A 12,242-nucleotide genomic window follows, 5' to 3' on the forward strand; every position below is an offset into this window, starting at 1 on the left:
GGGGCTGAATTTCCCATGGGACTGGAAGAGAAGCTGCCGAGCGGCTTTCTGCTGACCACCGTCGAACAGGCCGCGGGCTGGGTGCGCAAGTCATCCGTGTTCCCCGCGACCTTCGGCCTGGCCTGCTGCGCCATCGAGATGATGACCACCGGAGCGGGCCGGTACGACCTGGCCCGCTTCGGCATGGAGGTCTTCCGCGGCTCCCCGCGCCAGGCCGATCTGATGATCGTGGCCGGCCGGGTCAGCCAGAAGATGGCGCCGGTGCTGCGGCAGGTGTACGACCAGATGCCCGCTCCCAAATGGGTCATCTCCATGGGGGTTTGTGCATCTTCAGGTGGAATGTTCAACAACTACGCGATCGTCCAGGGCGTCGACCACATCGTCCCGGTGGACATCTACCTCCCCGGCTGCCCGCCCCGCCCCGAGATGCTGATGGACGCGATCCTCAAGCTCCACCAGAAGATCCAGGGCGGAAAGCTCGGCGTGAACCGGGAAGAGGCGGCCCGCGAGGCGGAGGCGGCGGCCCTCAAGGCCCTCCCCACCATCGAGATGAAGGGGCTGCTCCGTTGAGCGACACCGACGAGACCACCCCGGACAACGGGAACAACGTTCCTGCCCCGCGGGGCACCCGCGGCGGCCCCGAGGTGATCGGCATCCGCAAAGGCATGTTCGGATCCCGCAGCGGCGGCGACACCAGCGGCTACGGCGGCCTCGTCCGCACCGTGGCCATGCCCGGCGCGAGCCACCGCCCCTACGGCTCCTACTTCGACGAGGTCGTGGACGAGCTCGAAGGAGCCCTGGAGGAGCAGGACCTGCTCCCGGACAACGCGATCGAGAAGGTCGTGGTCGACCGGGGCGAGCTGACGCTCCACATCGCCCGCGAACACCTGCTCCGGGTGGCCTCCACCCTGCGCGACGACCCGGCCCTGCGCTTCGAGCTCTGCACCGGCGTCAGCGGGGTCCACTTCCCCGACGACAAGAGCCGCGAGCTGCACGCCGTCTACCACCTGCGCTCGATCACCCACGGCCGGTTGCTGCGCCTTGAGGTGTCCGTCCCGGACGGCGACCCGCACCTCCCGTCGCTCGTCTCCGTCTACCCGACGAACGACTGGCACGAGCGCGAGACGTACGACTTCTTCGGCCTGGTCTTCGACGGGCACCCGGCGCTCACCCGAATCATGATGCCGGACGACTGGCAGGGCTTCCCGCAGCGCAAGGACTACCCGCTCGGCGGCATCCCCGTCGAGTACAAGGGCGCCCAGATCCCGGCTCCCGACCAGCGGAGGTCGTACAGCTGATGTCCAACACCTCGAACCACTCGGCCTCCCGGGAGACCACCGAGGGCACCGTCTACACCGTCACCGGCGGCGACTGGGACGAGATCGTCCAGTCGGCGGCCAAGGCCGACGACGAGCGGATCGTCGTCAACATGGGCCCGCAGCACCCGTCCACCCACGGCGTGCTCCGCCTGATCCTGGAGATCGACGGCGAGACGGTCACCGAGGCCCGCTGCGGCATCGGCTACCTGCACACCGGCATCGAGAAGAACCTCGAATTCCGGAACTGGACGCAGGGCACCACCTTCGTGACGCGCATGGACTACCTGACGCCGTTCTTCAACGAGACGGCGTACTGCCTCGGCGTCGAGAAGCTGCTCGGCATCACCGACCAGATCCCGGACCGCGCCACCGTCCTCCGTGTCCTGCTGATGGAGCTCAACCGGCTCTCCTCCCACCTGGTGTGCATCGCCACCGGCGGCATGGAGCTGGGCGCGACCACGATCATGATCTACGGCTTCCGGGACCGCGAGCTGATCCTCGACATCTTCGAGCTGATCACCGGCCTGCGCATGAACCACGCGTTCGTCCGCCCCGGCGGCCTCGCCCAGGACCTGCCCCCGGGCGCCGTGGACCAGCTGCGCCACTTCCTCAAGACCATGAAGAAGAACCTGCCGGAGTACGACAAGCTCGCCACCGGCAACCCCATCTTCAAGGCCCGCATGCAGGACGTCGGCCACCTCGACCTCACCGGCTGCATGGCACTGGGCGCCACCGGCCCGATCCTGCGCTCCGCCGGCCTGCCGCACGACCTGCGCAAGGCGGACCCGTACTGCGGCTACGAGACCTACGAGTTCGACGTGCCGACCACGGAGACCTGCGACTCGTACGGGCGGTTCCTGATCCGCCTGGAGGAGATGCGCCAGTCCCTGCGGATCGTCGAACAGTGCCTGGAACGGCTGGAGCCGGGCCCGGTCATGGTCGCCGACAAGAAGATCGCCTGGCCTGCGCAGCTCGCGATGGGCCCGGACGGCCTCGGCAACTCGCTCGACCACATCAAGAACATCATGGGCACCTCCATGGAGGCCCTCATCCACCACTTCAAGCTGGTGACCGAGGGCTTCCGGGTACCGGCCGGACAGGCGTACGCGGCCGTCGAGTCCCCCAAGGGCGAGCTCGGCGTCCACATCGTCTCCGACGGCGGCACCCGCCCCTACCGGGTCCACTTCCGCGACCCGTCCTTCACCAACCTGCAGGCCATGGCCGCGATGTGCGAGGGCGGCCAGGTCGCCGACGTCATCGTCGCCGTCGCCTCCATCGACCCCGTGATGGGAGGCGTCGACCGATGACCACCGTGTCTTCTGGAGGGGGCACCCCCCAGACCCCCCTGAGTCTGGGCATGCCCCAGCTTCCGGCCCCCGACTTCCCGGCCGACGTACGCGCCCGGCTCGAAGCGGACGCGAAGGAGGTCATCGCCCGTTACCCCGACAGCCGCTCCGCGCTGCTGCCGCTGCTGCACCTGACCCAGGCCGAGGAGGGTCACGTCTCGCGCACCGGCATCCGGTTCTGCGCCGAGGTCCTGGGCCTGACCACCGCCGAGGTCACCGCCGTGGCCACCTTCTACACGATGTACCGGCGCGGGCCCTCCGGCGACTACCAGGTCGGCGTCTGCACCAACACCCTGTGCGCGGTCATGGGCGGCGACGCGATCTTCGAGGAGCTCAAGCGGCACCTCGGCGTCGGCAACAACGAGACCACCCCCGACGGCAAGGTCACGCTGGAACACATCGAGTGCAACGCGGCCTGCGACTACGCCCCCGTGGTGATGGTCAACTGGGAGTTCTTCGACAACCAGACCCCCGAGTCCGCCAAGGCCATGGTCGACGACCTGATCGCCGGCCGTCCCGTCGCGCCGACCCGGGGCGCGCCGCTGTGTACGTACAAGGAGACCGCCCGGATCCTGGCCGGTTTCCCGGACGAGCGCGAGGGCGCGGTCGAGGCGAGCGGCGGCGCCGGCCCCGCCTCCCTGATCGGCCTGCGCATCGCGCGCGGCGAGCCCCCGCAGCACGGCAAGGTCGTGCACCCGCGTGGCGAGGCCGCGGCCGACACCGAGGAGGGGGAGTGATGACCGTGACCGCCGAAATGCACGACAACGGGGCACCGCAGAAGCTGCTGGCACCCGTGCTGTCGGCCTTCTGGGACGAGCCGCAGTCGTGGACGCTGGAGACCTACCGGCGCCACGACGGGTACGAGGGCCTGCGCAAGGCACTCGCGATGACTCCGGACGACCTCATCGCGTACGTGAAGGACTCCGGTCTGCGCGGGCGCGGCGGCGCGGGCTTCCCCACCGGAATGAAGTGGCAGTTCATCCCGCAGGGCGACGGAAAGCCGCACTACCTCGTCGTGAACGCGGACGAATCGGAGCCGGGAACCTGCAAGGACATCCCCCTCCTCTTCGCCAATCCGCACTCCCTCATCGAGGGAATGATCATTGCCTGCTACGCGATCCGGTCGGAGCACGCCTTCATCTACCTGCGCGGCGAGGTCGTGCCGGTACTGCGACGCCTGCACGAGGCGGTGCGCGAGGCGTACGAGGCCGGGTACCTCGGGGAGGACATCCTCGGGAGCGGACTGAAGCTCGACATCACGGTGCACGCGGGCGCGGGCGCGTACATCTGCGGTGAGGAGACGGCGCTCCTCGACTCCCTCGAAGGCCGGCGCGGCCAGCCCCGGCTGCGTCCCCCCTTCCCCGCCGTCGAGGGGCTCTACGCGTGCCCCACTGTCGTCAACAACGTCGAATCCATCGCCTCGGTTCCCGCGATCCTGAACAGGGGCAAGGACTGGTTCAAGGCGATGGGGACCGAGAAGTCCCCCGGCTTCACCCTGTACTCGCTCTCCGGGCACGTCGCCGGCCCCGGCCAGTACGAGGCCCCGCTCGGCATCACCCTGCGCCAGCTCCTCGACATGAGCGGCGGGATGCGCCCCGGGCACCGGCTGAAGTTCTGGACCCCGGGCGGCTCCTCCACCCCGATGTTCACGGCCGAGCACCTCGACGTGCCGCTGGACTACGAGGGCGTCGGCGCGGCCGGCTCCATGCTCGGCACCAAGGCGCTCCAGTGCTTCGACGAGACGACCTGCGTGGTGCGGGCCGTCACCCGCTGGACCGAGTTCTACGCCCACGAGTCCTGCGGCAAGTGCACACCCTGCCGCGAAGGAACGTACTGGCTGGTGCAGTTGCTGCGCGACATCGAGGCGGGCAAGGGCGTCATGTCCGACCTCGACAAGCTGAACGACATCGCCGACAACATCAACGGCAAGTCGTTCTGCGCGCTCGGCGACGGCGCCGCCAGCCCGATCTTCTCCTCGCTCAAGTACTTCCGCGCCGAGTACGAGCAGCACATCACGGGCAAGGGCTGCCCCTTCGACCCCAGGAAGTCGACCCTCTGGGCTGACACGGAGGTGAACGCATGACCGTCACCACCAACGCCCCCGCCGGTGGCGGCGAGGCAGCGGGGCGGCCGAAGGCCGCCGAAGATTCGGTCTCCCTGACCATCGACGGCATCGAACTGTCGGTGCCCAAGGGAACCCTGGTCATCCGGGCCGCCGAGCAGATCGGCATCGAGATCCCCCGGTTCTGCGACCACCCCCTCCTCGACCCGGTCGGCGCCTGCCGCCAGTGCATCGTCGAGGTCGAGGGCCAGCGCAAGCCGATGGCCTCCTGCACCATCACCTGCACCGACGGCATGGTCGTCAAGACGCAGCTGACCTCCGAGGTCGCCGAGAAGTCCCAGCGCGGGGTGATGGAGCTGCTGCTCATCAACCACCCGCTGGACTGCCCGGTCTGCGACAAGGGCGGCGAGTGCCCCCTGCAGAACCAGGCGATGTCCCACGGACAGAGCGACTCGCGTTTCGAGGGCAGGAAGCGCACGTACGAGAAGCCGGTCCCGATCTCCACACAGGTGCTGCTGGACCGCGAGCGCTGCGTGCTGTGCGCGCGCTGCACCCGGTTCTCCAACCAGGTGGCGGGCGACCCGATGATCGAGCTCCTGGAACGCGGCGCGCTCCAGCAGGTCGGCATCGGAGAGGGCGACCCCTTCGAGTCGTACTTCTCCGGCAACACCATCCAGATCTGCCCCGTCGGCGCCCTCACCTCGGCCGCGTACCGGTTCCGCTCCCGCCCGTTCGACCTCGTCTCCTCCCCGAGCGTGTGCGAGCACTGTGCGGGCGGCTGCGCGACCCGGACCGACCACCGCCGCGGCAAGGTGCTGCGCCGGATGGCCGCCGAGGACCCCGAGGTCAATGAGGAGTGGATCTGCGACAAGGGCCGCTTCGGGTTCCGCTACGCGCAGCGCCCGGACCGGCTCACCACTCCGCTGGTCCGCGGCAGCGACGGGGTCCTCGCCCCGGCGAGCTGGCCCGAGGCCCTGGAGGCCGCGGCCGCCGGGCTCGCCGCCGCGCGCGGCCGGGCCGGCGTCCTGACCGGCGGGCGGCTCACCGTCGAGGACGCGTACGCGTACGCCAAGTTCGCGCGGGTGGTCCTCGGCACCAACGACATCGACTTCCGGGCGCGGATCCACAGTGCGGAGGAGGCCGAGTTCCTGGCCGCCACCGTCGCCGGCACCGGCAAGGACCTCGACGGGCGCGGGGTGACGTACTCCTCGCTGGAGGCGGCGCCCGCCGTGCTGCTCGCCGGGATCGAGTCCGAGGAGGAGGCCCCCGGCGTCTTCCTGCGGCTGCGCAAGGCCCACCGCAAGCGCAAGCAGCGGACCTTCGCCCTCGCCCCGTTCGCCACCCGCGGCCTGGAGAAGGCGGGCGGCACCCTGCTGGCCGCCGCCCCCGGCACCGAGCCCGAGTGGCTCAACGCACTGGCCTCCCGGACCGGCCTGGAGGCCGACGGCCACGAGGCCGCCGACGCGCTGCGCCGGAGCGGCGCCGTCATCGTCGTCGGGGAGCGCCTGGCCGGCGTGCCCGGCGCGCTGACCGCCGCCGTACGGGCCGCCGCCGCCACCGGGGCGCAGCTGGTGTGGATCCCGCGCCGGGCCGGGGAGCGGGCCGCCGTCGAGGCGGGCGCGCTGCCGTCCCTGCTGCCGGGGGCCCGTCCGGCCACCGACCCGCGGGCCCGCGCCGAGGTCGCCACCGCCTGGGGGCTGGACGACCTCCCGCACCGCTACGGCCGCGACACCGGGCAGATCGTCGAGGCCGCCGCAGGCGGCGAGCTGGCCGCCCTGCTGGTCGCGGGCGTCGAGGTCGCCGACCTGCCCGACCCGGCCCGCGCTCTGGTCGCCCTCCAGGAGGCCTTCGTGGTCTCGCTGGAACTGCGGCCCGGCCAGGTCACCGACCACGCGGACGTGGTCTTCCCGGTCGCCGCCGTCGCCGAGAAGGCGGGCGCGTTCATCAACTGGGAGGGCAGGGTCCGGCCGTTCGAGGCCGCGCTCAAGCCCGACCAGATGACCCGCCCGACCGCCCCCGCCGACGCCCGCGTGCTGCACATGCTGGCCGACGCGGCCGACCGGCCGATCGCGCTGCCCGACGTACACGCCGTACGCCGCGAACTGGACCGGCTCGGCCCGTGGGAGGGCGGACTCCCCGCCGAGGTCTCCGTCGCCGCCGTGCAGGTGCCCCGCCCCCGCGCGGGCGAGGCGGTCCTCGCGGGCCACCGGCTCCTCCTCGACCAGGGCCGGCTCCAGGAGGGCGACGACGCCCTCGCCGGCACCCGGCACGAGGCGAGCGCCCGGCTGTCGGCCGCCACGGCCGCCGAGACCGGCGTCAAGGACGGCGACGTCCTCGCGGTCACCGGCCCGGCCGGCTCCGTGGAGCTGCCGCTGCGGATCACCGAGATGCCCGACCGGGTGGTCTGGCTCCCGCTGAACTCCACCGGGCACGGCGTCCTCGCCGACACCGGTGCCCACCCGGGCACCCTCGTACGGATCGGCCCGGCGACCCCGGCCGACAGCAGCGGCACCGATGCGGAGGTGGGCGCGTGAACGCGGTACAGCTCGCGGCCGAGGACCTCTCCCTGTTCGGCAGGGACGTCTGGTGGCTCGTCGTCGTCAAGGCGGTGTTCTGCTTCGCCTTCCTGATGGTGACCGTGCTCTTCTCCATCGTGTGGGAGCGCAAGGTCGTCGCCTGGATGCAGCTGCGCATCGGCCCCAACCGGCACGGCCCCTGGGGCATGCTCCAGTCGCTCGCCGACGGCGTGAAGCTCATGCTCAAGGAAGACATCATCGTCAAGCGGGCCGACAAGGTGGTGTACGTCCTCGCCCCGGTCATCGCGGCGGTCCCGGCCTTCATGGCCATCGCGGTGATCCCGTTCGGCCCGGCCGACGACGAGGTCTCCATCTTCGGCCAGCGCACCACGATGCAGCTCACCGACCTCCCGATCGCGATGCTCTACGTCCTCGCGGTCGCCTCGGTCGGCATCTACGGCATCGTCCTCGCCGGCTGGTCCTCGGGCTCGACGTACCCGCTGCTCGGCGGCCTGCGCTCCTGCGCCCAGATGATCTCGTACGAGATCGCGATGGGCGCGGCCTTCGCCTCCGTCTTCCTCTACTCCGGGTCGATGTCGACCTCGGCGATCGTGGAGGCGCAGGCGGACCGCTGGTACATCGTGCTGCTGCCGGTGTCGTTCATCATCTACGTCGTCACCATGGTCGGCGAGACGAACCGCGCCCCGTTCGACATGCCGGAGTCCGAGGGCGACCTCGTCGGCGGCTTCAACACCGAGTACTCCTCCATCAAGTTCGCGCTGTTCATGCTGGCCGAGTACGTCAACATGGTCACCGTCTCGGCGGTCTCGGTCACCCTCTTCCTCGGCGGCTGGCGCGCCCCCGCGCCGATCTCCACGTACTGGGAGGGCGCGAACCACGGCTGGTGGCCGATGCTCTGGTTCGTCATCAAGGTCCAGCTGCTGCTGTTCTTCTTCATCTGGCTGCGCGGCACGCTGCCCCGCGTCCGCTACGACCAGCTGATGAAGCTCGGCTGGAAGGTCCTGATCCCGGTCTCCGTGCTCTGGCTGATGCTGGTGGCGACCGTCCGGGCGCTGCGCAACGAGCGCTACGACTTCTCGGAGATCGTCCTGTACGTCGGCGGCGCGGTCGTCGCGATCCTGCTGCTGTCCTTCGTCGCGGACCTGTTCCGCGACCGGAAGGAGAAGGCGGCCGCCGGACAGGCCGGCGAGGCCGCGGCGGCCGAGCCCTTCGACCCGCTGGCGGGCGGATTCCCCGTACCGCCCAAGCCCGGCCAGCACCTGGCACCCGTACCGCGCAGGCGGCCCCGCAGCGAGCGGGAGCTGATTGCCAGTGGCGGGGCGAATGCTGACAGTGACCGAGAGGAGGGTGCTGAGAATGTCTGACGCGGACCAGAACGAGAAGTGGCAGAACCCGGTGGCCGGCTTCGGCGTGACCTTCAAGGCCATGTTCAAGAAGCGCCTCACCGAGCAGTACCCGGAGCAGCAGAAGACCACCGCTCCGCGCTTCCACGGGCGGCACCAGCTGAACCGGCACCCGGACGGTCTGGAGAAGTGCATCGGGTGCGAGCTGTGCGCCTGGGCCTGCCCCGCCGACGCCATCTACGTGGAAGGCGCGGACAACACCGAGGAGGAGCGCTACTCCCCGGGCGAGCGGTACGGCCGGGTCTACCAGATCAACTACGCCCGCTGCATCCTGTGCGGGCTGTGCATCGAGGCCTGCCCGACGCGGGCGCTGACGATGACGAACGAGTTCGAACTGGCCGACTCCAGCCGCGAATCGCTCATCTACACCAAGGAGCAGCTGCTCGCCGGCCTGACCGAGGGCATGGTGGAGACGCCGCACGCGATCTTCCCGGGCATGGACGAGCAGGACTACTACCGCGGGCTGGTCACCGGGGCGGCCCCCGGTACCGAGCGGCAGGCGGCCGTCTCCAAGGGCGAGCAGGCGGCGCCCTCCGAGGGCCAGGGGGTGGGGGCGTGAGCGCGTTCACCACGGCCGCCGCCACGGTCACCTCCACCGGCGAGGCCGTGCAGTTCTGGGTCCTCGCCACCGTCGCCGTCGTCGGCGCGCTGTCCACGATCCTGATGAAGAAGGCCGTGCACAGCGCCCTCAGCCTGGCCGGGACGATGATCGTCCTGGCGGTCTTCTACCTCGCCAACGGGGCGTACTTCCTGGGCGTGGTCCAGGTGATCGTCTACACCGGCGCGATCATGATGCTCTTCCTCTTCGTGGTCATGCTCGTCGGCGTCACCGCAGCCGACTCGCTGAAGGAGACCCTCAAGGGGCAGCGCTGGATGGCCGCCCTCTGCGGGCTCGGCTTCGGCGTCCTGCTGATCGCCGGCATCGCCAACGCCGGGCTGGGCCACTTCAACGGACTCGGCCGGATCAACTCCGCCGGGCACGTGGAGGGGCTGGCCACGCTGATCTTCACCAAGTACGTGTTCGCCTTCGAGATCACCGGCGCGCTGCTGATCACCGCCGCCGTCGGCGCGATGGTGCTCACCCACCGCGAGCGCACCGAGCGGGCCGCCACGCAGCGCGAGCTCGCCGAGCGGCGCGTCCGCGAGGGCGTACAGGTTCCGCCGCTGCCCGCGCCCGGCGTCTACGCCCGGCACAACGCAGTGGACGTCGCCGGCCTGCTGCCGGACGGCACCCCGTCCGAGCTGACCGTCAGCAAGACGCTGCGGGCCCGCGGCCAGATCCGGGACGTCTCGAACGAGGCCCTGGAGGACCTGAAGGCGCTGGAGCAGCGGTCGACCGAGCGCCTCGGCCGTGAGGAGGCCTCGAAGTGAACCCGGTCAACTACCTGTACCTGTCGGCGCTGCTGTTCACCATCGGCGCCGCCGGAGTACTGATCCGGAAGAACGCGATCGTGCTGTTCATGTGCATCGAGCTGATGCTCAACGCCTGCAACCTCGCCTTCGTCACCTTCTCCCGGATGCACGGCAACCTCGACGGCCAGATCATCGCCTTCTTCACGATGGTCGTCGCCGCCGCGGAGGTCGTGGTGGGACTCGCGATCATCGTGTCGCTGTTCCGTACCCGCCACTCGGCCTCGGTCGACGACGCCAGCCTGATGAAGCTGTAAGGGGCGCTCACAGTGGAGAATCTGATTGGGCTGCTGATCGCGGCGCCCCTGCTCGGAGCGGCGGTGCTGCTGTGCGGCGGCCGGCGCCTCGACAAGGCCGGCCACTGGCTCGGCACCCTGCTCGCCGCCGCCTCCTTCGGCATCGGCGCGGCCCTGTTCGCCGACATGCTGGGACGCAGCGCCGACGACCGGACCCTGTACCAGAAGCTGTACACCTGGATCCCCGTCGAGGGCTTCCAGGCGGACGTCGCCTTCCAGCTCGACCAGCTGTCGATGACGTTCGTCCTGCTGATCACCGGAGTGGGCACGCTCATCCACGTGTACTCGATCGGGTACATGGAGCACGACGAGCGCCGCCGCCGCTTCTTCGGCTACCTGAACCTGTTCCTCGCGGCGATGCTGCTGCTGGTCCTCGCCGACAACTACCTCCTGCTGTACGTCGGGTGGGAGGGCGTCGGCCTCGCCTCGTACCTGCTCATCGGCTTCTGGCAGCACAAGCCGAGCGCGGCGACCGCCGCGAAGAAGGCCTTCCTGGTCAACCGGGTCGGCGACATGGGCCTGTCCATCGCGATCATGGTGATGTTCACCACCTTCGGAACCTTCGCCTTCGGGCCGGTGTTCGCCTCGGTGGGGAACGCGACCGAGGGCAAGCTGACGGCGATCGCCCTGCTGCTGCTGCTCGCCGCGTGCGGCAAGTCGGCCCAGGTGCCGCTCCAGTCCTGGCTCGGTGACGCGATGGAGGGCCCGACCCCGGTCTCGGCCCTGATCCACGCGGCGACCATGGTCACCGCCGGCGTGTACCTCATCACCCGGTCCGGGGCGGTCTTCAACGCCGCGCCGGACGCGCAGACCGCGGTCGTCGTGGTCGGCGGGGTCACGCTCCTCTTCGGTGCGATCGTCGGTTGCGCGAAGGACGACATCAAGAAGGCCCTCGCCGGATCGACGATGTCGCAGATCGGGTACATGATCCTGGCTGCGGGCCTCGGCCCCATCGGCTACGCCTTCGCGATCATGCACCTGGTGACGCACGGCTTCTTCAAGGCCGGCCTCTTCCTCGGCGCGGGTTCCGTGATGCACGGGATGAACGACGAGGTGGACATGCGGCGCTACGGCGGCCTGCGGAAGTACATGCCGGTCACCTTCGTCACCTTCGGCCTCGGCTACCTCGCCATCATCGGTTTCCCGGGCCTGTCCGGCTTCTGGTCCAAGGACAAGATCATCGAGGCGGCCTTCGCGAAGGGCGGCACCGAGGGCTGGATCCTCGGCGCGGTCACCCTGCTGGGCGCGGCCATCACCGCGTTCTACATGACCCGCGTGATGCTCCTGACCTTCTTCGGCGAGAAGCGCTGGCAGCCGGACGAGCACGGACACGAGCCGCACCCGCACGAGTCCCCGAAGTCCATGACCCTGCCGATGGTCGTGCTGGCCTTCGGCTCGGTCTTCGCCGGAGCCCTCTTCAGCCTCAACGAGTCCTTCGTGAAGTGGCTGGAGCCCGTCACCTCCTTCGAGCACGGGCACCCGCCGATCGGCGCCGGGGCGATCACCGCCGCCACGGTCGTGGTCCTGCTCATCGGCGTCGGCCTCGCCTGGGCCCAGTACGGCAGGAAGCCCGTCCCGGTGGACGCCCCGCGCGGCAGCCTGCTCACCCGGGCGGCCCGCCGGGACCTGTACCAGGACGACTTCAACCACGTCGTGCTGGTGCGCGGCGGGGAGCACCTGACCCGCTCGCTCGTGTACGTCGACCACAGCCTGGTCGACGGGGTCGTCAACGGGACGGCCGCCTCGGTCGGCGGTCTGTCGGGCCGGCTGCGCAAGCTGCAGAACGGCTACGCCCGCAGCTACGCGGTCTCGATGTTCGGGGGCACGGCGATCCTCATCGCCGCGACCCTGCTGATGAGGGCGGTGTGA

Annotated in this window: 11 protein-coding genes; all 11 read left to right on the forward strand. The window is 70.2% G+C overall.

What is annotated here, in order from left to right:
- Window positions 1-15 precede the first annotated feature (15 nt).
- The 11 genes from ABTY04_RS34990 to nuoL are packed head-to-tail and all read left to right on the forward strand — an operon-like array spanning window position 16 to window position 12,242.
- Window positions 16-570, forward strand: a complete 555-nt coding sequence (locus tag ABTY04_RS34990; protein ID WP_030028258.1) for a NuoB/complex I 20 kDa subunit family protein — start codon at window positions 16-18, stop codon at window positions 568-570.
- Window positions 567-1,298 (forward strand): NADH-quinone oxidoreductase subunit C, encoded by a 732-nt coding sequence (locus ABTY04_RS34995; RefSeq protein ID WP_352217482.1) that lies wholly within the window; start codon window positions 567-569, stop codon window positions 1,296-1,298. Before ABTY04_RS34990 ends, ABTY04_RS34995 begins: the two co-directional genes overlap by 4 nt.
- A complete protein-coding gene (locus tag ABTY04_RS35000) occupies window positions 1,298-2,626 on the forward strand; it encodes an NADH-quinone oxidoreductase subunit D (RefSeq protein ID WP_352217483.1) in 1,329 nt (442 codons plus the stop codon). Before ABTY04_RS34995 ends, ABTY04_RS35000 begins: the two co-directional genes overlap by 1 nt.
- Window positions 2,623-3,402 (forward strand): NADH-quinone oxidoreductase subunit NuoE, encoded by a 780-nt coding sequence (gene nuoE / locus ABTY04_RS35005; protein ID WP_352217484.1) that lies wholly within the window; start codon window positions 2,623-2,625, stop codon window positions 3,400-3,402. Before ABTY04_RS35000 ends, nuoE begins: the two co-directional genes overlap by 4 nt.
- Complete coding sequence (nuoF, locus tag ABTY04_RS35010; protein ID WP_352217485.1) at window positions 3,402-4,748, forward strand: NADH-quinone oxidoreductase subunit NuoF; 1,347 nt, start codon at window positions 3,402-3,404, stop codon at window positions 4,746-4,748. Before nuoE ends, nuoF begins: the two co-directional genes overlap by 1 nt.
- Window positions 4,745-7,261: an NADH-quinone oxidoreductase subunit G gene (locus ABTY04_RS35015; protein WP_352217486.1), complete on the forward strand. Its 2,517-nt coding sequence runs from the start codon at window positions 4,745-4,747 to the stop codon at window positions 7,259-7,261. The genes nuoF and ABTY04_RS35015 overlap by 4 nt, the downstream gene beginning before the upstream one ends.
- Complete coding sequence (nuoH, locus tag ABTY04_RS35020) at window positions 7,258-8,628, forward strand: NADH-quinone oxidoreductase subunit NuoH (RefSeq protein WP_352217487.1); 1,371 nt, start codon at window positions 7,258-7,260, stop codon at window positions 8,626-8,628. The genes ABTY04_RS35015 and nuoH overlap by 4 nt, the downstream gene beginning before the upstream one ends.
- The gene (nuoI, locus tag ABTY04_RS35025) at window positions 8,621-9,226 is read left to right on the forward strand and encodes an NADH-quinone oxidoreductase subunit NuoI (RefSeq protein ID WP_352217488.1); all 606 of its coding nucleotides are present in this window, start codon (window positions 8,621-8,623) and stop codon (window positions 9,224-9,226) included. Before nuoH ends, nuoI begins: the two co-directional genes overlap by 8 nt.
- Window positions 9,223-10,038 carry an NADH-quinone oxidoreductase subunit J gene (locus ABTY04_RS35030; protein WP_352217489.1) on the forward strand — a complete coding sequence of 272 codons (816 nt, stop codon included), beginning with the start codon at window positions 9,223-9,225 and terminating at the stop codon, window positions 10,036-10,038. Before nuoI ends, ABTY04_RS35030 begins: the two co-directional genes overlap by 4 nt.
- Window positions 10,035-10,334: an NADH-quinone oxidoreductase subunit NuoK gene (gene nuoK / locus ABTY04_RS35035; protein ID WP_054223348.1), complete on the forward strand. Its 300-nt coding sequence runs from the start codon at window positions 10,035-10,037 to the stop codon at window positions 10,332-10,334. The genes ABTY04_RS35030 and nuoK overlap by 4 nt, the downstream gene beginning before the upstream one ends.
- 12 nt (window positions 10,335-10,346) lie before the next feature.
- Window positions 10,347-12,242: an NADH-quinone oxidoreductase subunit L gene (nuoL, locus tag ABTY04_RS35040; protein WP_352217490.1), complete on the forward strand. Its 1,896-nt coding sequence runs from the start codon at window positions 10,347-10,349 to the stop codon at window positions 12,240-12,242.

It is taken from the genome of Streptomyces sp. NPDC097981, from assembly GCF_040302565.1.
Lineage (GTDB): Bacteria > Actinomycetota > Actinomycetes > Streptomycetales > Streptomycetaceae > Streptomyces.

What these genes read in the sequence shown, in the direction of transcription:
- ABTY04_RS34990 (WP_030028258.1), top strand. Translation starts at nt 16, where the DNA reads ATGGGACTGGAAGAGAAGCTGCCGAGCGGCTTTCTGCTGACCACCGTC.
- ABTY04_RS35000 (WP_352217483.1), top strand. Translation starts at nt 1,298, where the DNA reads ATGTCCAACACCTCGAACCACTCGGCCTCCCGGGAGACCACCGAGGGC.
- nuoE (WP_352217484.1), top strand. Translation starts at nt 2,623, where the DNA reads ATGACCACCGTGTCTTCTGGAGGGGGCACCCCCCAGACCCCCCTGAGT.
- nuoF (WP_352217485.1), top strand. Translation starts at nt 3,402, where the DNA reads ATGACCGTGACCGCCGAAATGCACGACAACGGGGCACCGCAGAAGCTG.
- ABTY04_RS35015 (WP_352217486.1), top strand. Translation starts at nt 4,745, where the DNA reads ATGACCGTCACCACCAACGCCCCCGCCGGTGGCGGCGAGGCAGCGGGG.
- nuoI (WP_352217488.1), top strand. Translation starts at nt 8,621, where the DNA reads ATGTCTGACGCGGACCAGAACGAGAAGTGGCAGAACCCGGTGGCCGGC.